At 66.5% G+C, this 22846-nt stretch carries 17 protein-coding genes; 8 read left to right on the top strand and 9 right to left on the bottom strand.

Going from position 1 to position 22846, the window contains the following annotated elements; genetic code table 11:
• Positions 1-21 precede the first annotated feature (21 nt).
• Positions 22-345: a DUF7344 domain-containing protein gene (locus P1L41_RS11325; protein ID WP_276295836.1), complete on the top strand. Its 324-nt coding sequence runs from the start codon at positions 22-24 to the stop codon at positions 343-345.
• 76 nt (positions 346-421) lie between these two features.
• Here P1L41_RS11325 and P1L41_RS11320 read toward each other — a convergent pair whose 3' ends face one another.
• Positions 422-877: a ferritin-like domain-containing protein gene (locus P1L41_RS11320; RefSeq protein WP_276295835.1), complete on the bottom strand. Its 456-nt coding sequence runs from the start codon at positions 875-877 to the stop codon at positions 422-424.
• A 131-nt stretch (positions 878-1008) separates the two neighbouring features.
• The gene (gene malA, locus P1L41_RS11315; protein ID WP_276295834.1) at positions 1009-2949 is read right to left on the bottom strand and encodes an alpha-amylase MalA; all 1941 of its coding nucleotides are present in this window, start codon (positions 2947-2949) and stop codon (positions 1009-1011) included.
• A gap of 211 nt (positions 2950-3160) precedes the next feature.
• On the opposite strand from malA, the gene P1L41_RS11310 reads away from it, so the two are divergent.
• Positions 3161-7690, top strand: coding sequence for a DUF7997 domain-containing protein (locus P1L41_RS11310; protein ID WP_276295833.1), 4530 nt, complete (start codon positions 3161-3163; stop codon positions 7688-7690).
• A gap of 195 nt (positions 7691-7885) precedes the next feature.
• Here P1L41_RS11310 and P1L41_RS11305 read toward each other — a convergent pair whose 3' ends face one another.
• Together P1L41_RS11305 and P1L41_RS11300 are read right to left on the bottom strand one after the other, a co-directional pair.
• Complete coding sequence (locus P1L41_RS11305; RefSeq protein ID WP_276295832.1) at positions 7886-8083, bottom strand: HVO_0649 family zinc finger protein; 198 nt, start codon at positions 8081-8083, stop codon at positions 7886-7888.
• Positions 8084-8329: 246 nt separating this feature from the next.
• Positions 8330-9580, bottom strand: a complete 1251-nt coding sequence (locus tag P1L41_RS11300) for a mandelate racemase/muconate lactonizing enzyme family protein (RefSeq protein WP_276295831.1) — start codon at positions 9578-9580, stop codon at positions 8330-8332.
• 289 nt (positions 9581-9869) lie between these two features.
• On the opposite strand from P1L41_RS11300, the gene P1L41_RS11295 reads away from it, so the two are divergent.
• A complete protein-coding gene (locus P1L41_RS11295; protein ID WP_276295830.1) occupies positions 9870-10586 on the top strand; it encodes a TIGR00266 family protein in 717 nt (238 codons plus the stop codon).
• Between the two features lie 44 nt (positions 10587-10630).
• The gene (locus P1L41_RS11290; protein ID WP_276295829.1) at positions 10631-11710 is read left to right on the top strand and encodes a M24 family metallopeptidase; all 1080 of its coding nucleotides are present in this window, start codon (positions 10631-10633) and stop codon (positions 11708-11710) included.
• 164 nt (positions 11711-11874) lie between these two features.
• Here the strand turns inward: P1L41_RS11290 and gfcR are convergent, their stop codons facing one another.
• Positions 11875-12510: a transcriptional regulator GfcR gene (gene gfcR, locus P1L41_RS11285; RefSeq protein ID WP_276295828.1), complete on the bottom strand. Its 636-nt coding sequence runs from the start codon at positions 12508-12510 to the stop codon at positions 11875-11877.
• Positions 12511-12935: 425 nt separating this feature from the next.
• Here gfcR and P1L41_RS11280 point away from each other — a divergent pair, with 425 nt between their 5' ends.
• The 4 genes from P1L41_RS11280 to P1L41_RS11265 all read left to right on the top strand — a co-directional run bounded on the left by P1L41_RS11280 (position 12936) and on the right by P1L41_RS11265 (position 17519).
• Positions 12936-14333, top strand: coding sequence for an ABC transporter substrate-binding protein (locus P1L41_RS11280; RefSeq protein WP_276295827.1), 1398 nt, complete (start codon positions 12936-12938; stop codon positions 14331-14333).
• A gap of 140 nt (positions 14334-14473) precedes the next feature.
• The gene (locus P1L41_RS11275) at positions 14474-15616 is read left to right on the top strand and encodes an ABC transporter ATP-binding protein (RefSeq protein ID WP_276295826.1); all 1143 of its coding nucleotides are present in this window, start codon (positions 14474-14476) and stop codon (positions 15614-15616) included.
• A 56-nt stretch (positions 15617-15672) separates the two neighbouring features.
• Positions 15673-16725: an HTH-type sugar sensing transcriptional regulator TrmB gene (gene trmB, locus P1L41_RS11270; protein ID WP_276295825.1), complete on the top strand. Its 1053-nt coding sequence runs from the start codon at positions 15673-15675 to the stop codon at positions 16723-16725.
• Positions 16726-16805: 80 nt separating this feature from the next.
• Positions 16806-17519, top strand: a complete 714-nt coding sequence (locus P1L41_RS11265) for a dolichyl-phosphate hexose transferase (RefSeq protein ID WP_276295824.1) — start codon at positions 16806-16808, stop codon at positions 17517-17519.
• Between the two features lie 31 nt (positions 17520-17550).
• Here P1L41_RS11265 and P1L41_RS11260 read toward each other — a convergent pair whose 3' ends face one another.
• From P1L41_RS11260 to P1L41_RS11245, 4 genes are read right to left on the bottom strand one after another with little or no spacing between them, the layout of a single operon-like run.
• Positions 17551-18090 carry a gluconate 2-dehydrogenase subunit 3 family protein gene (locus tag P1L41_RS11260; RefSeq protein ID WP_276295823.1) on the bottom strand — a complete coding sequence of 180 codons (540 nt, stop codon included), beginning with the start codon at positions 18088-18090 and terminating at the stop codon, positions 17551-17553.
• Positions 18087-20096, bottom strand: a complete 2010-nt coding sequence (locus tag P1L41_RS11255; RefSeq protein ID WP_276295822.1) for an ArnT family glycosyltransferase — start codon at positions 20094-20096, stop codon at positions 18087-18089. The genes P1L41_RS11260 and P1L41_RS11255 overlap by 4 nt, the downstream gene beginning before the upstream one ends.
• Entirely contained in the window at positions 20093-21223 is a 1131-nt protein-coding gene (locus P1L41_RS11250; protein ID WP_276295821.1) for an ABC transporter ATP-binding protein, read from the bottom strand. The genes P1L41_RS11255 and P1L41_RS11250 overlap by 4 nt, the downstream gene beginning before the upstream one ends.
• On the bottom strand, positions 21223-22845 hold the full coding sequence (locus P1L41_RS11245; RefSeq protein WP_276295820.1) for an ABC transporter permease: 1623 nt from the start codon (positions 22843-22845) through the stop codon (positions 21223-21225). The genes P1L41_RS11250 and P1L41_RS11245 overlap by 1 nt, the downstream gene beginning before the upstream one ends.
• Between the last annotated feature and the right edge of the window lies 1 nt (position 22846).

The raw sequence follows: 22846 nt of genomic DNA, 5'->3' as shown, positions 1-22846 counted from the left end.
GGTATCCCAGAGGTCAAACATATGACGAGCCCCGACAACGGAGATCGTATCCAACGACAGCAGCTCCAGGAAAGCGAACGGCACGAGCTACTCGCAGACGACGTTCGGCGCGAGGCGCTCTCGGTCCTTCAGCGAGTCGATGGAACAGTGACGCTGATGGATATCGCCCACACTGTGTGGGCCACGACGGCGGTTCGGGACGACCAGCCCGATATCGAGAGCGTACAGATACGTCTCCATCACGCCCACCTTCCGAAACTCGAGTCGTACGGACTCATCATCTACGACGCATCGCGGAAAGAAGTCGTCGAGAATCGCGTCGACGGCGACGTGCTCGCTCCGTGACGCGGCGAGCGCCACAGAGTCCAGTTTTCAGCCGGTGAAACCGTTCGAGCGAGCGTCGCCCGACCGTCCGACGGCCTCAGTCGTTCCGGTACTCGGTCCGGAACCCGCGGAACTCCGTCCGGTGCGCTTCCTCGTCGGCCAGAATCGTCACCGCGAGGTCCTCCGTCACCGGGTCGTTGGCGTCCTCCGCGGCCTCGATGAGGTCACGGTACGTCGCGATGGCGTCCTCCTCGGCGTCGAGGACGCCCTCGATGACCGACAGCACGTCGGTGGAGTCCTCCGGCGGCTGGAGCGACTCCTGGCGGGCCACGAAGTCCATCGAGCCCGGCGGCTGGGCTTCGAGTTGCTTGAGGCGCTGGCCGAGCTGCTCGGCGTGGTTCAGCTCCTCCTGGATGTCCGTCTGGAGGCTCTCTTTGATCTCCTCGGCGCGGACGCCGTCGAGCACGATAGCGTTCGTCTGGTAGTTCATCACGGTCTCGATCTCGTCGGAGTAGGCCTTCCGAAGCAAGTCTACGACTCGGGAATCTCCCATACCAAGACATTCGGTCTCGGGAACATAAATCAGGCGATTGTGACAGCAGCCAATCGGGTCCGACGTCTCGCTGCCACTGGGTTCGGCCCCGTCGGACGGGCGAGTGGCGTGTCGCGGCCGCGCGGTCTTGCTTACTCCGAGCCGGCGTAGAGGATGGCGACGTTCTCGACGGTTGCGTCACCGTCGGCCGCAGAGACGTCCTCGTCCCGGACCTCGTCGTACCCGTCGACGTCCTCGTCGGGGAAGGAGACGGTGGCCGCGTTGCCGCCGAAGTTCAGCGCGACGACGTAGCGGTTGCCCTCGTCGTCCTCGCGGGCGAAGGCCGTGACCATGTCGTCGTCACACTGGTACTGGACTTCCTCGTAGTCGCCCTCGTACTGCAGGGCGGGGATAGTGTTCCGCGTGTACGTGAGGTCCTGGTAGTACTCGCGCAGATCCTCCTGGGCGTGCTCCCAGTAGATGTGGCCGCGGCGGTTTCGCTCGCCGATCTCCTGGCCGGCGTACAGCATCGGGACGCCCGGCAGGGTGAACTGTGCGGCGGCGGCCGCTTCGAGCGCCTCGCGGCCGCACTCCGCGACGTAGCGAGTCTCGTCGTGGTTCTCGACGTAGAGCATGAAGCCGGCGTGGTCCGGGAAGCCCGTGACCGCGCGCTGTTCGAGCGCGTCGAGCACGTCGTCGGCATCGGCCTCGCCCCGGCCGATCTGGCGCATGGTGAAATACAGCGTCGTGTCGAAGTGGATGTCGAACGCGAGGTTGTGGAAGTCCGCGATGTACGGGATGGTCTCGTCCAACAGGACGAACTCGGGGTGGTCCTCGCGGACCCGCTCTCGAATCTCCTGCCAGAACGGCGTCGGGACGGCCCACGCCATGTCACAGCGGAACCCGTCGACGTACTCGGCCCACTTGTCGACGGCGTCGAGCAGGTGGCGACGGACTTCGAGGTTCGTGTAGTCGAAGTTCGCGATGTACTCCCAGTCGAAGTACGTCCCGGGAGAGCCGTCGTCCTGCCACTCGTACCAGTCGCGGTACTCGGGGTCGCCGGCCTGTGCCCGCTTGAAGAACTCGTGGTCCCGGGCGGAGTGGTTGAGCACGAGGTCGAACAGGACCTTCATCCCGCGGTCGTGGGCCGCGTCGACGAGGTCCGAGAACTCTTCCTCGGTGCCGAGGTCGTCGGCGACCGAGAAGAAGTCCGTGATGTTGTAGCCGTGGTCCCAGCCGTCGTGCTGGAGCACGGGCGTCAACCACAGCGTGTCGACGCCGTTGTCCTGAATCTCGCCCAGGTTGTCCTGGATGACCTCGAAGACCGACTGGTCCTCGTCGCCCTCCTTGTAGCCACGGACGTACACCTCGTAGAGGGTCATCTCCTTGCCCCACTGGGGCGGGTCGTTCAGCAGTTCGACGTCCCCGTCGGGGTGGACGCGGACGGCGTCCGGGACACTGTACTGCTCGCCGAGCGCGACTGCGTGGATGCGGAAGGGGTCGTCGACGCTGTCGAGTGGGGCCGTCGCCTCGCGGTCGCTCGTCTCGAACCCGTCGGGCACGGTGTCCCGGTCGTCGACGACGAACTCGACGTCGAGGTCCTCGTCGGCCGCGTCACTGGTGGGCGAGGTCTTGACGGTGGCCCTGACAACCACGTCGTCGCCCTCGACGCCGCCGCTGAGCTGGATTCGTGGTCGACCACGCTGGTCGCCGCCCTCGGACCCGGTCCCCGAACCGCGGGCGCTGCCACTGAACTGCCCGGACCACTGGCCGCTCTGGCCGCGGAAGCCGCTCTGCCCGCTTGCCCCACTGACACCGCTCTCGCCGCCGGCGAGGCCGCCGACGGCTTTGTCCGACGGGAACACGCGGACCGTCAGTTCGTGGTCGCCGGTCGGCCCGGAGAGGAGAACGGTGTAGCGGCCCGCCACGTCCGGTCGAAAAGAGAGGACCGCGTCGTCGCCGAGCGTTACGTCTGACTGTTCGGGTGCGTCGCCGATGCGCCACTGGTACGTCGCGTCCGGGTTCGGGTCCCTCGGCGCGAGCTCTATCGTCTCACCGACTGCCGCGAATCGAGGTTGGCCTGGATGCTTCATATGCATGAACCCTCTTCACGAGTTGAAGTTTCTTACTCATTGAGCTCGGAGTTCGCGTAGAAATCCCGCTCATTAATCCATTTCTTTACCGCTACTCTACCCCGGTTCGGCGCACCCGCAACGCGGCGTAAGGCCGATTTCAGACGGGAATTTGCCGGTTTCGTTGCCCCAACCGCCAATGTTTTACTCTGTCTGCCACGTTGCCCGACTAATGCGCCTTCGAACCGCCCTCAACGAATACAAGAGCCGTCTCGACGAGCCGTTTCCGGGCGAGGCACCGACCACCACCGGTGCGTTCTCCGGGTTCGGCGACCGCCTCATCTACGTCGACCGGGACGGCTCGTTTCGCGACTACTCTGCCGAACTGTCCGGCCTCCACGGCGTCGACCGCTCTCGATTCGGTATCGACACCGGCGATGCGATCCAGTGGTTCGACGACATCGACCCGATCCGCCAGCACTACTACCGGGAGACGCCGCTGGTCGAGACGGAGTACGACGCCGGTGCGTTCAGCGTCCACCAGTACGACCTGACGCTCGGCCGTGCTCACCTCACCCACGTCGAGCTCCGTGGCGAGGTCCCCGCGGACGCGAAGTTCGTCGCCTTCCTCACGCTGGCGCCGGAAGGCAAGGAGACACAGGTCAGTCGGCTCGTCCACGAGTCGGCCGGCTACAACGACGACCGCGTCGTCGAGGTGTACCACCGCCGCGAACACGACTACGTCGCGGCCTCGACGCAGGTCGAGATGGCAGTCGGCAACCGGGTCGAGACGATGGCGGAGCTGCTCGACGACGCCCCGATTCAGTACCCCCGTGAACGGCACGTCGGCAAGATGGAGCGCGGGTCGCTGACCGGTGACATCGTCGTCGCCGCCAACCTCGAGAAGGTCGGTCGCGCGGCCCAGACGACGCTCGTCACCCAGGTGTCGGACCACGACGAGACGACGCGCGAACAGGCCCTCAGCGACGTCACGCACGCCGCCCGGACCCACGCCTCCGTCGACGACATCCGCCAGGCCGCCCTGGACCGGGCTATCACGCCCATCCCCGAGGATACGCCCCAGAGCGACGAGGTGACGGCCGACCTCCGGGCACTGTCGCTCCTGACCGCCCCGAGCGGAGCCCGGCTGGCGGCCCCCGAGTTCGACCCCTTCTTCGAGCACACCGGCGGGTACGGGTACACCTGGTTCCGCGACGACAGCGAGGTGTCGGCGGCGCTCCTCGACGTCTCGGAGCGGATGGGCATCGACCTGGACGTCCAGCTGCTCGACAGCGCCCGTCTCTACTGCCGGACCCAGCGGGAGGACGGCACCTGGCCCCACAGAATCTGGGCGGTCGACGAACGCCTCGCCCCCGGCTGGGCGAACGAGCGCATCGAGGGCGTGGGCAGCGGGTACCAGGCCGACCAGAGCGCCTCGGTGACCGCGTATCTCGCGACCGTCCTGACCGAACGAGAGGACCTGCTCTCCGCCGAGGACCGGGCCCGAATCGTCGACACGATTCAGAACGCCGTCCGGGGGCTCGACGACAGTCTCGGCGACGACGGCCTCCCGCTGCCGTGCCAGAACGCCTGGGAGGACATGACCGGGCGCTTCACGCACACCACGGCGAAGTTCCTCGAAGCGTACTCGACGGTGGCAACGGCCCCGCTCGAAGGCGACCTCAGAGAACATGCCGCTGCACAGGCGGCCCGTCTCTTCGACGCGCTCGACGACCTCTGGAGCGCGGACCAGGAGCACTACGGCATCCGCATCCGGGACGGTAAACTCGACGACCGCGCGGACTCGGCGGCGCTCGAACTCGTCAGCGGCGTGAAAGCCTACGCGGAGATCGCATCTGTCGACGACGAGACCCTCGTCAGACTCGAGAAACACGTCGAGAACGTCGTGACGAAACTGTATCGCGACAGCGGGGACGGCGTCGCGGGCCTCGTCCGCTACGAGGGCGACCCGTGGCGGAGGCACGACCAGGCCGAGGAGAAGATCTGGTCGGTGTCGACAGCTCTGGGCGCGCGGGCCGCCGCGGAGCTGGGCATCCTCGTCGAGACGCTGGGATACGACCCCGACGACCTCCTCGACCTCGCTTCCGACCTCTACTCGCTGTTGTTGAACGACGGGCCCTTTGGCACCGACGTGGGCTTCCTCGCGGAGCAGGTGTTCGACGACGGCGAACCGGACAGCGCGGCGCCGCTCGGCTGGACCCACGCCGTCCGGTTGCAGGCGACGGCCACGCTCCGCGACCTCGGTGCGCTGCCGACGCCGGCGAAACCGGCCGGCCCGGAAGAACGGCCCCACTGGACGACCGGCGAGAAGTACGCCGTCGCGACGGTGGCCGACCACGACGACCCGGAGCCCTCGAAGGTCTGGTTCACGCTCACCGAAGGCGCGCTCACCGAGGCGCGCTACCCGCGCATCGACTCGATGAACCTCCGGACGATGGACTTCCTCGTCGTCGACAGCGACGGGGACTCCGACTACGTCGCCCGGACCCACAACGAATCACGCACCGACGACCACGCCGAGACTATCGAGCGACGCGCCGAAATCGTCGAGGAGGACGCGCTCTGCTTCCGGCACACGATCGAGGAGACTGGCGACGGCCACGGCCACAAGTGGACGCTCGAAGCCGACTACGTCACCGACCCCAAGCACGACGCCATCCTCACGAACGTCTCGTTCGAGGCCGACGACGACAACGAGTACGAGGTGTTCACCGTGGTCGACACGGCCCTGACGAACACCGGGGACACGGACCGTGGCCTCCTGCTCGGCCAGTCCGGCGAGTACTCGCTCGCGGCGCGTGACTCCTCGGCGTTCGACGTCTACGACGAGGAACACCTGCTCGTCGACGAGGACGGCGAACCCTACAACGTCGCGGTCGCGCTGACGAGCACCGACCGCTTCGACTGGGCCTCCGTCGAAGTCGCGGCTTCCGACCGCATCCGGAGCCTGTTCGTCGACGGCGAGGTGCCGGAGCCGCGAGACGAGGCCGCCGAGGAGAACGTCGTCCTCATCGGGCGCATCGGTACCGGCCAGTCACTGGCCGACACGGTCGGCATCGGCTTCGCACAGGAGTCCGACACCGCGGGGGCGCTGGGTGAGGCCGACGGGGCGCTGACCCGTGGCTTCCATACGGTCAAGAACGGCTACGTCGACTCCTGGGCGGACTTCCTCAGGGACAAGCACCTGCCGGCGTCGGTCAAGAACTACCCCGAACTGGCCGCACAGTACAAGACCTCGATGATGGTCATCCAGGCCTGCGAGGACAAGACGTTCGACGGCGCTGCCATCGCGAGCCCCTCGGTCCCGTGGGGCGACGCGGTCCCCTCCGACCAGCCCAAGAGTTACGGCTACAACTTCGTCTGGTCGCGCGACCTCTACCAGACGTTCACGGCCTTCGAGGCGATGGGGGACCTGGAGACGGCCGCGGACGCGCTGGCGTACATCTACGAGTACCAGCAGGAGGAGAACGGGTTCATCCCCCAGAACACCTACCTCCAGGGCCGGACGCGCTGGGGCGGCGAGCAGATGGACAACATCTCGTTCCCGCAGGTGATGGCGTACCACCTCGCCGAGCAGGGGCTCGACTTCACGGACGTCGACTACGACTACGAGAACGTCCGGCGCTCGGCCGACTACGTCGTCCGCAACGGCCCGGTGACGGCCCAGGAACGCTGGGAGGAGGAGTCCGGCTACTCCCCGAGTTCAATCGCAGCGGAAATCGCCGGCCTCGCCTGCGGGGCAGCCATCGCCGAGGACCAGAACAGCCTCGGCGACGCGCTCGTCTGGTACGCCGTCGCCGACCAGTGGGTCGAAGACGTCGAGTCCTGGACCGCTACGCAGGAGGGAAGCGACGGCATCGAGCAGACTCCGTACTACGTCCGCATCACGCGCGACGGGAACCCAGACGAGGCAGCGCGGCGCGCGCTGGCTAACGGCGGGCCGATGATCGACGAGCGGGAGATCATCGACGGCGGCTTCCTGGAGCTCGTCCGCCTCGGCATCAAGCCGTGGGACGACGAGGTCGTCCAGAACACCGTCGACGTCGTCGACGACACCATCCGCGTCGAGACGCCCAACGGCCCGGGCTTCTACCGCTACGTCGGCGACGGGTACGGCGAGCTGGAGCGCGACGACGAAGGCGCGCCGTGGCACCCCCACGAGGGCGACGGCAAGGGTCGCCTCTGGCCGATATTCACCGGCGAACGCGGCGAGTACGAGCTGCTCGCAGGCACCACGGACGGGGAGAACGACCCCCAGCGCCTCCTCGAGACGATGGCCAACTTCGCCAACTCCGGCCGGATGATTCCCGAGCAGGTCTGGGACATCGACGACCCGAGCGACTACAACTGGGCGTTCGGCGAGGGGACCGGAGCCGCCACACCGCTGGTGTGGTCGATGGCGCAGTTCATCCGTCTCGCCCACGGCATCGAAGCCGGTGAGCCGATAGAGACGCCCGACGTCCTTCGCGAGCGCTATCTGGGGAGCGAGCGTCCCGAAGGCCCCGAACTGTGGGTCGACACGGCCTACGAGACCGGCGGACTGGTCATCACCGTCCAGACCGACGGCGACCTCGTCGCCATCAAGACCCCGGCGGAGACCGTCGTCAGCGAACCGACCACCGGCGGGGAGTTCGTGGTGCGCGTCGCCGCGGCCGCCGGCGAGAACCGCGTGACGGTCGCCGCCGCCACGGACACCGACCTCGAGACGGCCGGGACGACGGTCGAGCGATTCACACTGTAAGCGCCGTCCAATCCACAGCGACACGGACCCGGTTTTACCGCTTCGAGATCCGATTCTCGCCCAATCGAGGGGCCGTAGTGTCTCCTCGCGCCCGGACGCCAGCTCGTCGGCCCCGGTCTCGGGGGAGACGCGAAGGCACTCGGGCAGGGTACAGACGCCACTGCCGGTCTCACGGCGACGTGGCCCACCTGGTGCTCAGAGCGTGACCGTCCGCGTCCGGAGGTAGCCACACCCGGGACAGAGGTGTCGGTAGTTGATTCGTCGCCCGTCGGCCACCGTCTGCCAGGACCCGTCGTCGTCTTCGTATCCGCACTTCGGACAGGTGAGGTCAGCGTCGTCGTAGCGTCGGGAGAGGTGTTCGAAGGGCGTCAGACCGCTACCGCTCCGTGCCATGTGTTATCGTTGTTCACCTGATACGATAAAGACTGGGGTGAGATGGATCCTCCGGATCGTCGAACCCCCCGAGACCGGTCGGAGAAAATCGCTACGCCTCGTCGAACAATACCGAGCAAAGCTCGGCAGGCTCGACGAGTCGTTTCACTCCTCGTCGAACGCCGAAAATCAGAGATTTTCGTGCTTACCGAGCTTACGCTTCGTCAAACACCGCTGAGCTTCGCTCAGCGAGCCCGACGAGTCGTTTCACTCCTCGTCGAACAGCGTGTCGCCGTCGACCATGTGTTCCTCGACGGCGTCGAGGTCGAGCGTCAGACCCAGGCCGGGTTCCTCGGGGATCTCGATGTAGCCGTCCTCGATGACCGTCTCCTCGACCAGGTCATCCCACCAGCCCAGTTCGTAGGAGTGGTACTCGACCGCCAGGGAGTTCGGGATAGCGGCGCCGACCTGCGCGCTGGCCATCGTCGCGATGGGCGAGGAGACGTTGTGCATCGCGACCGGGATGTAGTACTGGTTCGCGACGTCGGCGATCTTCCGGGTCTCGCGCATGCCGCCGACCTTCGGCATGTCTGGGGCGATGATATCGACCGCCTGGTTCTCGATGAGGCGGCGCTCCTCGGTGACCCGGTAGCGATTCTCGCCGACCGTGATGGGCGTCTTCGTGGACTTCGTGACCTCCTCCTGCACGTCGAGGTTCTCCGGCGGGACCGGGTCCTCGAGCCACCAGACGTCGTACTCCTCGATGGCGTCGGCCAGGCGCTTGCCCGACCCGCCGGAGAACGTCCAGTGACAGTCGAAAGCGACGTCGGCCTCGTCTTTGACCTCTTCGGTGACCTTCTCGACGATTTCGGCCTTGTGCCGGACCTCACCGGGGCGGAGGTGGCGGTTCGCCCGGTCCTTCTCGAAGCCGCTGGGGACGTCGAGGTCGAACTTCATCGCGTCGTAGCCGAGTTCGTCGACGACCCGCCGGGCCTCTGCGGCACAGGCATCGGGGTCGGCCTCGTCCTCGGTGTGGCAGTCACAGTAGACGCGCATCTTGTCCCGATACTTGCCACCGAGCAGCTGGTAGGCCGGGATCTCGAGAATCTTGCCGGCCAGGTCGTGGAGGGCGACCTCGATACCGGAGATGGCGGTGACGGTGACGCCCTCGACGCTCCCCTCGCCGGACATCTTCTGGACGAGGTGTTCGTAGAGGCGGTCGATGTCCAGCGGGTTCTCGCCGACGACGAACGGCTTCATCCGCTCGATGAGTTCCGGGACGCCCGCGCCCCAGTAGGCCTCGCCGGTGCCGACGATGCCCGCGTCGGTGTAGATACGGACCAGGGTCCACGGGAAGTTCCCGTCGACCATCGTCGTCTGGACGTCGGTAATCTCGACGTCCCGGCCGCCGCCGCGCTTGGCGGTGGTGCCCATCGTCTCCGCGGAGAGCTCGCGCATCGTGTACTCTGCGTTCGGGTCGTGCAGGTCAGCGTAGTCCACGTCGTTCGCGTTTCCCATGCACTGGACTTGCTATCCGCGTCACAAAAGTGTAGAGGGAACGGGTGCGGGGCCGTGAGAACGGCCCACAGAGCCGACATCGGGTACGCAGACGAATCCGGAGAGAGGAGGGGCGGGACTAGGGGCAGCTGTTATCACGGTCATCTTCGACTACTGAGTCATGCACGTCGGTGTGCTCACCGTCACGTTCCGGGAGCACCCGCTCCGACTCGGCGTGCTCCTTTGGAAACGGAACGCTTTGGCGGTGAACGTTTATACCGGATAGCGAGCAATGTCACACTGACCTGTCATGGATATCGAACTGACACACAAACCCGCCTACACGCACGTCGTCCTCGACATGGAGGCCGGCGAATCCATCCTCGCGGAACCCGGGGCGATGGTGAGTCACTCCTCGACTATCGAGATCAACACGACGACGAGCAGGGACGGCATCCTCAGCTCGGCGAAGTCACTGCTGGGCGGCGAGTCCCTGCTGGCAAACGAGTTCACCGCGACGGGCGGTCCGGGTCGCCTGACGCTGGCGCCGCCGGCACCGGGCGACGTGAACCACCACTCGCTCGACGACGAGACGCTGTACGCCGTCGACGGCGCGTTCCTCGCGGCCGACCCGGCCATCGACATCGACTCGGAGTTCGGCGGCATCAAGTCGCTGCTGGCCGGCGCGAGCATCACGCCGCTGGCGCTGAAAGGGACCGGCGACGTCTTCATCGAAGCGTTCGGCGGGCTGGAGTCCCTCGAACTCGACGCCGGCGAGACCTACACTGTCGACAACGAGCACGTCGTCGCCTGGGACAACTCGGTCGACTTCGACGCGCGGCGCGTCGGCGGCCTGAAGTCGACACTCTTGAGCGGCGAAGGCCTGGTGATGGAGTTCACCGGGCCGGGGACGGTGTGGTATCAGACGCGCGGGCTCGACTCGTTCATCGCGGCAATCGCCGAATCGCTCCCGGGGACCCAGAACAACGACGGCGGCGGCGCGCCGGACATGAGCGACTTCCTCTGAACGGGCCGACCGGATTTATTATCGCGCCTCCGGGATGACCCAGTATGACTCTCGAAGCGCGACTCGACGCGCACCTCGCAGAGAACGACCTTGCGGCCGTGTGGTTCGCGCGGCCGAACTCCTTCGCGTGGCTGACGGGCGGCGACAACGTCATCGATAGAACCGGGGACCGCGGCGTTGCGGCCGCCGGCTACGACGGCGACGGGGTGACGGTGGTCACGGACAACATCGAGGCCAGCCGCCTCCGCGACGAGGAACTGGGCGAGGACGTGACCGTCGAGACGTTCGAGTGGTACAGCGGCGGCCTCGAAGAGGCAGTCGCGTCCGTGAGTCCGACGCCCGCGGCCGCGGACTTCGACGTCGAGGGATTCGAGTCGGTGGACGCGACCGCACTGCGCCAGCCGTTGACCGACGCCCAGGCCGCCGCCTACCGTTCGCTGAGCGAGGAGACGGCCGTAGCCGTCGAGACAGTCGCGCGCGGAATCGACCCAGATGATACGGAACGCGGTGTCGCCGCCGCCCTCCGCGAGGAGCTGGAAGCCCGCGACATCGCCACACCGGTGGTCCTCGTCGGCGGCAGCGAACGCGCACAGCGCTACCGACACTTTACGCCGAAATCGGAACCGGTCGGCGACTACGCCCTCCTCTCGGTCACGGGAACCCGTGACGGCCTGTTCACGAGCACGACGCGGACAGTCGCGTTCGACCCACCGGAGTGGCTGGCCGAGCGGACGCGGAAAGCGATGCGCGTCGAGACGTCCGCGCTGGCAGCGACGCAGGCCGTGGGTCGAGACGGTGGCACGGCCAGCGAGGTCTTCGCCGCGATTCAGGCCGCCTACGACGGGGTGGGCTGGGACGGCGAGTGGCAGCACCACCATCAAGGCGGGGCCGCCGGGTTCGACGGGCGCGAGTGGATCGCGACCCCTGACAGCGACGCCCCTGTCGTGCTCCCGCAGGGCTACGCCTGGAACCCGACGATACGGGGTGCAAAGAGTGAGGACACCCACCTCGTCAGCGAGAAGGGGGTCGAGACGCTCTCCGTGACTGGCGAGTGGCCGACGAGACGCGTGCAGGCGGTCGGCTACGACCTCGAACTTGAGCGCCACGGCGTCCTCCATCTGTGAAACGCCACCCGCGTCGCAGGCCGCGGTCTCTATTTGAACGACAGCACTGAGACGCGCTTCGGGAGTCGTCGGGTTCCCAAGCGGACCGACGGCCGAAAGAGAGCCACCGTCCGACGCGAGAAACGGACCGCCTGCGGGACAGTGTCCCACTTCGCTGCTGTGGGTTACTCGTCGGCTTCGACGCGGATGACCTGGACGAGTGAGTAGACCGGCACACCCTCGATGTCCTCGACGCCGCGTTTGTCCGCCAGCACGACACAGGCGACGGGGTTCCCGCCCTGGTCTTTGATGGCGTTGATAGTCTCTGACATCGTCTTCCCGCTGGTGATGGTGTCGTCGACGATGAAGCAGTCACGGTCGCGAATCTGGGCGAAGTTCCGGGAGAACGAGCCGTCGCTCGTCGCGTTGTCGTCGTCGTCCCACTGGTGTTTCGACGGCGAGTAGGTCCCGAGGTCCGTCTCCAGCTCCTGTGCGACGGTGGTCGCGAGCGGTGCGCCCGCCTTCTCGATACCGATGGTCAGGTCGATGTCCTCGCCCTGCTTCGATAGCAGGTCGGCCATCGCGGCGCCAAGATGGTGGAGCCGAGCGCTGTCGCGGCCGATGGCCGACCAGTCGACGTGGATGTCGTGCGGCCCACCGGTCGGCGTCGGCGGCGTCGGTTTCGTGCCCGTGCCGCTCCGTTCGACCAGCCAGCTCGCCGTCTCCCGGGAGACGTTGAGCTCGTCCGCGATTTCGCCCTTGGAGAGGCCGCGCTCGGCGAGGTCCGAGGCACTCTCCACGAGGTCGTCGATGTTCTTCATGTACGTGTCTCCGCGTTGGACGACTTAATAGGCAATGCTCTCGGGACAAGTGTCTCCGGTTTTTTCAGTAACGCATCATCGGAGTCGGTAGAGAAAATATTAATTGTATTCCGTGTAATCATTCGAGATACATTTTCGGACGCCACACGCTCTCCGTCGAACCTGAGACGCTGTAGCGGTACGCGAGGGTCGTTCAGACGAACCTGGATGAGGTCCTCACACATAGATACGAAATCTGTCAAGACATGCCAGAGTATTTAAATCAAGGCTGTACACCAACGAACGAGGAATATCGCGATTTTACGACTTTCGAGCCCTAAATCGAAGCATCAGGAACCGGCGGCGTAACTAAAACGAACACTGTTGTCATACCGAAGTATTAAGTTTGAATCGTCAATACGACTTAACGAGGAACTACTTTACTCATGACTGACGAACCCTCTGACAAGCGGCTATCGAGACGCAACGCGCTCCGCATCGCAGGCGCTGCAGGTGCTGCCTCCCTCGCCGGCTGTGGCGGCGACGGCGGGAGCGGCGGTGACGGCGGCAGCGGTGGCGACGGCGGGAGCGGCGGTGACGGCGGCAGCGGTGGCGACGGCGGCGATGGCGGCGACGGCGGCGACGGCGGCGACGGACAGACTCAGACGAGCACACTCGAGGTCGCCCACTGGTGGGGCGAGGGTGACGGACTCGAAGCCATCCAGTCCGTGATGGACGCGTTCGTCGAGGAGTACCCGTTCGTCGACTTCGACGACAACCTCATCGCCGGCGGTGCCGGCCAGAACCTCCAGTCCAACATCCGGACCCGAATTCAGAACGGCAACCACCCGAGCACGTGGCAGAACTGGCCCGGTGCGGCGCTGCGGCCCTTCACCGATGCGAACCTGCTCGAGGACATCGGCGACTCCGTCTGGAGCGAGAACAGCATGGAGGACGCGTACCTCGACGGGCCGAAGGCAGCGGCTCAGCCGGCGGGGAACTACGTCACGGTCCCGCTGAACATCCACCGGATCAACAACCTGTTCTACAACGTCAGCGTCGTCGAGGACGCGGGTGTCGACCCGACCAGCCTCGAGACGCCCGCCGACGTGACCGAGGCCCTGCAGGCCGTCTCCGACGCCGGGTACACCGGCATGGCCCATCAGACCAACGCGCCGTGGTCGACCATCCAGCTGTTCGCGACGGTCTACCTGGGAATCACGGACGCAGAGACCTACGGCGCCACCTTCGAGGACGGCGAAATCGACGCCAACAGCGATTCGCTGGCCGAGGCGCTCGACATCGTCCGGGACTACAGCGAGTTCTACCCGAGCGACGCCGGGTCCATCTCCTGGACCGAGGCCAACTCGCAGGTCATCAACGGCGACGCCGCCTTCATCCACCAGGGCGACTGGGCGGCCGGGACGTACATCACAAACGACCTCACCTACGGCGAGGAGTGGGACTACGTGCCGTTCCCCGGCACCGCGGGCAACTACGCGCTGAACATGGACTCGTTCCCGTACCCGATCAACAACCCGTCGCCGGAAGCGACGACGCTGTGGTGTCAGTTCGTCGGCACGACGACGGCCCAGGAGATCTTCTGTCCGGGCAAGGGCGCGATTCCGCCCCGCAACGACGTCTCCACGGAGCCGTTCAACGACTTCTCGACGGACCAAATCGAAGACTTCCAGAACAGCGACGCCCAGCCACGTTCGCTGGCACACGGCCTGGCTGCGCCCCCGGAAATCGCGTCCGGTGTGAGCTCGGCAATCAGCTCGTTCATCTCCGGTGCGTCCAACGACGACGTCCTCGGACAGATGTCCGACGCCTACAGTCAGTAGACGCCCCGGTCCGACGCCGATTTTTTGCGTGCAGTCGCGTAGTCGTATTACCCTTCGAGGGACGATTCAGGCAGTCTGAGGGCTCTCTCGGGAGATAGCAGAACAATGATATACGCGGTGTCTCAATCACAGTGTACGCGATGGCACGACTGACACTCGACAACGTGACGAAGATTTTCGACGACGACGGGGACCAGATAGTCGCCGTTGACGACGTCGCTATCGACATCGAGGACGGTGAGTTCCTGGTCCTCGTCGGGCCCTCCGGCTGTGGGAAGTCGACGACCCTGCGGATGATAGCGGGGCTCGAAGACATCACGTCCGGCGAGTTGCGCATCGACGGGCAAGTCGTCAACGATGTGCCGGCGACGAAGCGGAACATCGCGATGGTGTTCCAGTCGTACGCACTGTATCCGCACATGACCGTCCGCGAGAACATGGCGTTCGGGCTCGAGGAGTCGACCGACCTGCCGAACGCGGAGATTACGCAGCGGGTCGAAGAGGCGGCCGACCTCCTGGGCATCCCGGAACTGCTCGACCGGGTGCCCGACGAACTGTCTGGCGGCCAGCAACAGCGCGTCGCGCTCGGCCGCGCTATCGTTCGGGACCCCAAGGTGTTCCTGATGGACGAGCCGCTGGCGAACTTAGACGCCAAGCTCAGAGCGGAGATGCGCACCGAACTCCAGCAGCTCCAGCAGGACCTGGGCGTGACGACGGTGTACGTCACACACAACCAGGTCGAGGCCATGACGATGTCCGACCGCGTCGCCATTTTGGACGAGGGTATCCTCCAGCAGTGTGCGACGCCGCTGGAGTGTTACCACGAGCCCAACAACCTCTTCGTCGCCGGGTTCATCGGTGAACCGGCGATGAACTTCTTCGAGGTCGAGCGCGAGGGGTCGACGCTCGTCGCCGACAACTTCGAGTACGAGCTCTCGGAGGAGACGCTCGCCGACCTTGGCGACGCCACCGAACTCACGCTCGGTATCCGCCCCGAGGACGTCGAACTCAAGTCGGCCGTCGGCTCGGACCACGACTACTACGCGACGGTCGACGTCGTCGAGCCGAAAGGCGACGAGAACGTCGTCCATCTCGCCTTCGAGGACGCGGCGGCCTCCCAGAGCGCACTGTTCACCGCCGTCCTCGACGGCATGCGCAGTGTCGATGCCGACCAGCGGCTCGTCGTCGGGTTCCCGGAGGAAGCCATTCACGTCTTCGACCGGGCGAGCGGAACGGCGCTCCGCAACCGGACGCTGGCCGATGCGAACGCGCCCCGTTTCTGAGGAGAGACTTTCGGGAAGGCGAAGTCTCTTTGTAGACGACTTGAGAGCTGTCCCACATGGCAAGTGACGACCTGGAGGCCGCCCTCGAACAGGTCATCTCCCGGTTCAATCTCGGCGAGTACGAGGTGGCGGCGTATCTGGCCACCCTGCAACACGGCGAACTGACCGCCTCCGAGATATCGGAGCACACCGACATCCCACAGCCCCGGGTGTACGATACGGTGCGGAGTCTGGGCGACGTCGGACTGGTCGAGCTCAAGGAGACGCGGCCGATGAAAGTGCTGGCGATAGACCCGCGCGAGTCGTTCGGCGACATCCAGTCGTCGCTGGACGACCTCGTCGACAGCCTCGCCGAGCGGTACACCGCCCCGGCCCGGGAGCCGGAGGCCGTGTCGCTGGTGAAATCCCGCCCGACGATACTCCGCTATCTCGAGGACATCATCGACGCGGCCGAGTACGAGCTCATGCTGTCGTTGACGCCCTCGCTGCTCCGACGACTCGAGGACCGCCTTCGGGAGCGACACGAGAGCGGCATCGCGACCGAGATCCTCGTCTCGCCGGCCAGTGAAGCCCCCGACAAGTCGGAGTTCGACTACCGTGGCGTCGCGAGTACCGTGCGCGCCCGGCGGGGCATCACCACACCGGTGGTCGCCATCGCCGACGGCAACTACTCGATGTACGCGACGCGAGAGAGCATCCGCGGGGAGACGGACCGCTACGGCGTCATCTTCAACCGCTCGGAACTGGGCTTTCTGGTCTCCGGATTCCTCAACACCGTCCTGTGGACGACGGCAGAGACGATATTCTCGAACGGCGACGAACTCGCCTTCCCGCGCCGGTACGGCACCATCCGGCGCTGTATCTCGGACCTGAGCAGCATCGAGGGCGAGTTCTACGCCACTATCGAGGGCCGAGACGTCGAGACGGGCGACAGCTGGGTCGTCGAGGGACGGGTCGCCGAAGCGACGTACAGTTCCAGTCGCGAGGTGGCGACACTCGTCGTCGAGACCGAGGAAGGGATGGTCGACGTCGGCGGCCAGGTCGCGACCTACGAGGACATCGAAGCCTACGAGATTCGCGTCGACCGCGGTAGCGTGCCGTCCATGTAGCCGCCATGAAAAGTCAACTCACTGTTACGATTTTTGGCGGACCTAAAAGTTCAAGAGGGGCGAGGACGGACCACTTGCTAATGAGCGTTCAGCGTACCGAAGCAGTAGACGGAGGCGCATTCACCTTCGACGACGTGGCCGTCGTGATGGGAACCTACAACGAGGAGCAAGCCATCGGCACGGTGCTCGCGGACATCGAATCGGTGACCGACGGCCGAGCCGAGGTGGTCTGCGTCGACGGGTCGAGCGACCGCACCCCAGAGATTGCACGGGAACACGGCGCGCGCGTCGTCGAACAGGACCCACAGGGCTACGGCGTGGCCGTCCGAGAAGCCGTCCTCACACCGGACCGCCCCATCGTCGTCACGACGGACTGCGACGACACGTACCCCATGGAAAGACTGCCCGACTTCCTCGCGGAGATGAACGACGGTGCGGACGTGGTCAGCGGCGACCGCCTCTATTTCGGCGCCGAGGAGATGCCACGGCTCAACCGACTCGGAAACGAACTGTTCGCACTGCTCGCGAGCGTGCTGATGGACAAGCGCGTCCACGACACGACCACCGGGATGCGAGCCTACCGACGTGAACTCCTCCACCAGATTCGCTGGACGGAGAACACCGGTCTCTCGGCGGAACTGCTCATCCGGCCGCTGATGCGCGGCTACGACGTCCGCGAGCGCCCCATCGAGTACGACGAGCGAGCCGGTGAGACCAAGCTCGACCCGTTCTCGGGCGGCCTCGCTATCGCGAAATCCATCGTGAAGGTGGCCCTCGAGGAGCGGCTCCGGTAGCGAGGGGACTCGGAACGTCGGCCGACGGCAGCTACTCCGGCGGGCGTTGATAACTGTCCGTCCCGCCGGGGTGACCCTGCGGATTCTCGATGCCGACGAGCCGCCCGCCGGTCGGCGAGCTGTACAGTGCGAACTGGAGTTCGTTGACCAGGTAGTAGCGGACGCGCTCTCGCGGGTCGCCCTCGGGGTCAGGGTCAGCGATGGCCACGCCGAACCCCCGCAGCGTCCCGTCTCGCTTTTCAGGGTCGAGGTCGACGAACGTCGCGTCCTCCCACTCCCTGGCGTACTCGTCGAGCGCAGCCACGGCCGCCGAGATGCCCCCTGCTCGGTCCGGGTCGGCGTCGACGCGGCCGGCGAGGAACCCGTCGACGAACTCCCGGACGCCGGACACCTCGCTCGGGTAGACGGTATCTGCGACGGCGAGGACCGTCTCGCGGTCGTGCGTCGAGAGCGGTGTTTCCCCCTCTTCGTAACCATCCCAGGTCAGTGCCGCCGCGCCACCGGCAACCGTGATACCTGCCGCGCCCAGTGCTTTCAGTGCGTCCCGTCGTGTGAGTTCGTAGTCGGTCATTCGGTAGTCACCTCGGACAGCGTCGCGTTCAGTTCGATGCCGTCACGGTGGGCCCCGGGGACGTACGCCGCCTCGCCGTCACAACGGCGCTGGTCTCGGCACATCTCCAGTCGGGGCGTGAGTGCACGGACCCCCGCTTCGGTGCGTTCGACGGGCACGACGACGCGGTAGGTGAACCCGGCACCGGTCCCGTAGTCGACGAAGGCGGAGAGCGCGACGGGACCGCGCTCGGGCGTCGGAACCGTCGCCGTCTCGTCGAGCCCTGGTCCGCTCATCCGGGTCTGCTCCTCGCCGACCCGCAGGGTCACGTTCAGCGTCTCGACTCCCCTGGCGGTCGCGTAGGCGTTCTCCCGGTCGTCGGTGAGCCGCAGCGAGACCAGTTCGGCTTGGGCAGGTATCGTCGCAGTGACGTCGGCCCCGACCGCGCTGCCCTCGACGACGTTCACCCGCTGGACGCGGGGTTCGACGGACTGCCCGAGGAACGGGGCCCACTGCCCGCGGTAGACGTAGCGGTAGTAGGCCCGGTCCGGATACGCGTCGACCACAGCGAACTGGCGGTGCTGCATGGCGTACACCGTCCCGTCGTCGAACCCAGGGTCGTTACGGAGCGCCTGGAACGGGTGGTTGAGCCAGTCGCCGTAGGGCGTCGGGAGGAAGACGACGGCGTCGTTGTAGCCGTCGTCTTCGAACGGCTCGTACGCCTGCTCGTACTGCCGGGTCACCTCCAGATTGTCGCCGACTGGGTCCGCAGCGGCGGCGACGGCGGCGGTCCCGCCCAGCGTCGCGAGGACGAGGGTGACGGCCACCAGTGCAGGCCGTACTCGAGCGGGGGCGACGCGCTCCTCGACGGTCGAGGTGACTGCGCGTCCGACAGCGATGACACCCACGGCTCCGAACGCAACGGTCGGCACCAACAGGTCGACGTGGTAGTACGGGCCGAGGAAGCGCACGAGCCCGTCGGTCGGGTCGGCCAGGTCGCCGAGCATGTTGACCGTCCCCCAGAAGTAGAGGTTCCCGAGTGTCACGGTGAGGAAGACACCCGCGAGCGCGCTCTGCCGACTGTCGAGTCCACGGCGCGTCGCAGTCCAGACTCCGACGAGCGCGACGAGCGTGCCCAGGGGCCCGGCGACCACCCAGCGGGTGGCGTACTTCGAGAGGAGTTCCACGTTGGCCTCGAGCGAGAGCGCGGGCGTGAACTCCCGCGAGTACCCCAGGATGGACCGGCGACCGAAGCCCAGACCGTCGTTCGGGGCGAACGCCTGGTAGGGGAAGACCAGCGCTTCACCCGTTACGACCGAGTTGTACGCCAGCGTGAGCCCGACACCGGCGAGGCCGAACAGCGCCGTCAGACCGACGCGGACGAGGACCGGTCGCTCGAACCCGCGGAGCGACCAGAGGGCGTGGAGAACGAACGGGGTCGCGAACAGGACGGCCGTGTAGGGCCGCGAGAAGAACGCGAGGCCGATACAGGCGCCGGCGAGCGAAGCGGTCCCGTTGTGTCCGGTCCGGTCGGCGTGGAGGTAGGCCGCCGCGAACCCGATGTTGAACAGCATCGTGGGCACGTAGGAGAGGAACACCGACGCGTCGACGAGGAAGAGCGGCGAGCCCAGCATGAGGACGCTGGCGACGACGCCGGTTCGCTCGTCAAACGCCTCACGGACGGTCAGATACGTCAGTGCGAGCGTACCCGTCGCGACCAGCGCCAGCGCGATTCGGAATCCACCGAGCAATTGGCCGACGGCGAAGACGGCGGCGGCGACCGGCGTGTACTTCGGATAGAGCCGGCCGCCGTCTTCGACGAAGAACCACGGGCGGAACGTCTCGGCGACCGGCGGACGGAGGAAGAGCTGGCCGTCGAGTAGCATCGCGGCCTGCTGGAGGTAGACGGCCTCGTCGTGGTTGGTGGTGTGGTACGGGAAGACGACGGTGGAGAGCGCGAAGACGACCAGCCCCCCGAGGACGGCGACCACTGCCGCCTGGACCGACGGTCGCCGCAGGGAGCTCATTCGGCGGGGTACCAGGCGAGTTCGTGGTCCGCCGCGAGGTCGACTTCGACCGGCTCGCCCGGTTCGAACGTCTCGACGTGGTTGTGCATGCAGTGGACGACGTCGCCGCTGTGCAACTCGACGCGGTAGACGAACGACGGGCCGTTGTACTGGCGGTGGACGACGTAGCCGTCGGCCTTCGGTTCGCTTGCCGGGACAGCCTGCAGGTCGTCGGGGCGGACGAGCACGTCGACCATCGCGCCGTCGTAGGCCTCGACCGGCCCGTTCAGCAGGTGTGTGCCGAACGAGCCCAGCCCCGTCTCGATGGTCTCGTCGACCACCCGTGCCGAGAGGAAGCTCGCCTGCCCGAGGAAGCTCGCGACGAAGCGGCTCTCGGGGTTCTCGAACACCTCGCCGGGGTCGCCGACCTGCGCGATGGCGCCGTCGTTCATGATGGCGACCCGGTCGCTGATAGACAGCGCCTCCTCCTGGTCGTGGGTGACGGAGATGGCGGTGACGCCGGCGCGCTTCAGAATCTTGCGGACCTCCTCGCGCATCTCGACGCGCAGCCGGACGTCCAGGTTCGAGAACGGCTCGTCGAGCAGGAGGACGTCCGGTTCCGGCGCGAGCGAGCGGGCGAGCGCGACGCGCTGTTGCTGGCCGCCGGACAGCTGAGCGGGCATCTTGTCGTGGTGGTCGGTCAGGTCGACCAGTTCCAGGAGTTCGTCGACCCGGCGGCCTGCGGCCGCGTCGTCCATCTCGGTGAGGCCGAACGCGATGTTCTCCGCGACCGAGAGATGCGGGAACAGCGCGTAGTCCTGGAAGACGATGCCGATGTCCCGCTCCTCGGGCTTGCGGAACGTCCCCTCGCCGGCCACGACGTCGTTTTCGAGCGAGATAGTGCCCGCGGAGGGCGTCTCGAGACCGGCGATCATCCGAAGCGTCGTCGTCTTCCCGCAGCCAGACGGACCCAGCAGCGTCAGGAGTTCGCCCTCCTTGACCTCGAGTTCCAGGTTCTCGACCGCGAGTTCCTGGCCGTAGTCCTTCGTGACGCCGTCGAGTCGCAGGACCGTCCGGTCCGGGTCCGATACCGCCGCGTCGACCGAATCGAACGCGGAGAGTCGCTGTGTGTGTGTTTGGTTGGACATTACGAACTACCTTCCCGTCGCAGGATGACGAGCATGGAGAGCCCCGAGACGCCGACGAGTATCAGCGCCGGGATAGCGGCTTGCCCGTAGTAACCGGCTCCCTGGACGAGCCAGATATACGTTACGAACGTCTCGAACCCCGTCGGTCGTAACATGAGCGTTGCCGGCAATTCCTTCATGGTCGTCAGGAACACCAGCGCCGCGCCGGCTGCGAGGCCCGGCGCGACGAGCGGCAGGACGACCTGGCGGAACGCCGAGATGGGGTTGTACCCCAGCGACCGGGCCGCCTCGATGTAGCTCGGGTCGACCTGGAGGATGGAGGACTCCGTCGTCCCGACCGCCTGTGGCAGGAACCGGACGACGTAGGCGAACACGAGCAGGATGACGCTCTGGTAGAGGAAGGGGACGTACGACAGCCCGAGGTATACGAGCGCCAGGCCCAGCACGACGCCCGGGACCGCGTAGCCCACGTAGGTCGCACGCTCCGGGAGCGCGCCGAGTCGCGTGTCGCTGCGGGCCGAGAGGTACGCCACCGGGAGCGCCGCGAGGACGCTGATGCCGGCCGCAACAGCGGCCAGGCCCACCGAGTTCCACGCGTAGGAGAGTTCGAAGACGAACCCGCCGCCGCTGTATCCGGTCCCCGAGCGCACGAGCCACTGGAGCAGGATACCGATGGGCAGGACGAGACAGAGCGCCGCGATGCCGGCACAGAAGGCCAGGGCCGGCGCCTTCCAGTAGCCCAGTCGAATCTGGCCGGGCTGGCGCGACCCGCGGCTGACGTACGCGCCCTCGCGACCGGCGTTGAGACGGGACTCGACGGCGAGGATTCCGAGCGCCATCACGAGCAACAGCATCGAGAGCACCGACGCGTAGTCCAGCCGACGGGCCCCGAACTCGTTGTATATCATCCGGGTGAACACGTCGTACTGCATGATGGCGGGCGTCCCGAAGTCCGAGAGGGCGTAGAGTGCGACGAGCAGTGCGCCGGCGGCGATGCCCGGCGCAATCTGGGGGAGCGTGACGCGCTTGAACGCCTCCCAGCGCGTGTGGTTCAGCGAGCGAGCCGCCTCGACGACGGTCCCGTCGAACGAGAGGAGCGACGCGCGCGTCGTGAGAAAGACGTAGGGGTACGTAAACAGCGTGAGGACGAGGACGGCGCCGGGAAGCCCGTAGATGGTCGGGAGCTGTTCGACGCCCAGCGGAGCGAGCAGGTCGGCCAGCACCCCGCGAGGCCCGAACGCCGAGACGAAGGCGAAGGCGCCGATGTAACTGGGGACGACCAGCGGGAGCGCCGCCGTAATCGTCCAGAAGCGTCTGAACGGGAGGTCCGTCTGGGCCGTGAGTATCGCCAGCGGGACGCCGATGAGGACGGAGGCCGCCGTGACGCCGACGACCAGCACGAGGGTGTTGAGCGTGACCTCGACAGTGGTCTGGCTGGTCAGCAGTTCGAGGGCGCGCGCGGGGGCTATCTCGCCGGCGCGGAGGAACAGCCAGACGAGCGGCGACAGGACGAACAGCGAGATGGCGAGTGCGACGACCGCGAGCAGCGTGGGGGCTGTCGAGTCACTGGATTCTGTCGACGTCTGCTCCCGGAGCTGCTCGAAGCGGTCGCTCGCGCTCATC

It is taken from the genome of Haloarcula ordinaria (assembly GCF_029338275.1).
Classification (GTDB): domain Archaea; phylum Halobacteriota; class Halobacteria; order Halobacteriales; family Haloarculaceae; genus Haloarcula; species Haloarcula ordinaria.
The sequence above is the reverse complement of the archived record's forward strand: the minus strand, read 5'-3'. Positions and strand labels throughout refer to the sequence as shown.

Coding starts and splice junctions, on each gene's coding strand:
- P1L41_RS11255 (WP_276295822.1), bottom strand. CDS start 20,096: ATGAGCTCCCTGCGGCGACCGTCGGTCCAGGCGGCAGTGGTCGCCGTC.
- P1L41_RS11300 (WP_276295831.1), bottom strand. CDS start 9,580: ATGGGAAACGCGAACGACGTGGACTACGCTGACCTGCACGACCCGAAC.
- P1L41_RS11250 (WP_276295821.1), bottom strand. CDS start 21,223: ATGTCCAACCAAACACACACACAGCGACTCTCCGCGTTCGATTCGGTC.
- P1L41_RS11320 (WP_276295835.1), bottom strand. CDS start 877: ATGGGAGATTCCCGAGTCGTAGACTTGCTTCGGAAGGCCTACTCCGAC.
- P1L41_RS11310 (WP_276295833.1), top strand. CDS start 3,161: ATGCGCCTTCGAACCGCCCTCAACGAATACAAGAGCCGTCTCGACGAG.
- P1L41_RS11295 (WP_276295830.1), top strand. CDS start 9,870: ATGGATATCGAACTGACACACAAACCCGCCTACACGCACGTCGTCCTC.
- P1L41_RS11245 (WP_276295820.1), bottom strand. CDS start 22,845: ATGAGCGCGAGCGACCGCTTCGAGCAGCTCCGGGAGCAGACGTCGACA.
- P1L41_RS11260 (WP_276295823.1), bottom strand. CDS start 18,090: ATGACCGACTACGAACTCACACGACGGGACGCACTGAAAGCACTGGGC.
- P1L41_RS11275 (WP_276295826.1), top strand. CDS start 14,474: ATGGCACGACTGACACTCGACAACGTGACGAAGATTTTCGACGACGAC.
- P1L41_RS11265 (WP_276295824.1), top strand. CDS start 16,806: ATGAGCGTTCAGCGTACCGAAGCAGTAGACGGAGGCGCATTCACCTTC.
- P1L41_RS11305 (WP_276295832.1), bottom strand. CDS start 8,083: ATGGCACGGAGCGGTAGCGGTCTGACGCCCTTCGAACACCTCTCCCGA.
- trmB (WP_276295825.1), top strand. CDS start 15,673: ATGGCAAGTGACGACCTGGAGGCCGCCCTCGAACAGGTCATCTCCCGG.
- malA (WP_276295834.1), bottom strand. CDS start 2,949: ATGAAGCATCCAGGCCAACCTCGATTCGCGGCAGTCGGTGAGACGATA.
- P1L41_RS11325 (WP_276295836.1), top strand. CDS start 22: ATGACGAGCCCCGACAACGGAGATCGTATCCAACGACAGCAGCTCCAG.
- P1L41_RS11280 (WP_276295827.1), top strand. CDS start 12,936: ATGACTGACGAACCCTCTGACAAGCGGCTATCGAGACGCAACGCGCTC.
- P1L41_RS11290 (WP_276295829.1), top strand. CDS start 10,631: ATGACTCTCGAAGCGCGACTCGACGCGCACCTCGCAGAGAACGACCTT.
- gfcR (WP_276295828.1), bottom strand. CDS start 12,510: ATGAAGAACATCGACGACCTCGTGGAGAGTGCCTCGGACCTCGCCGAG.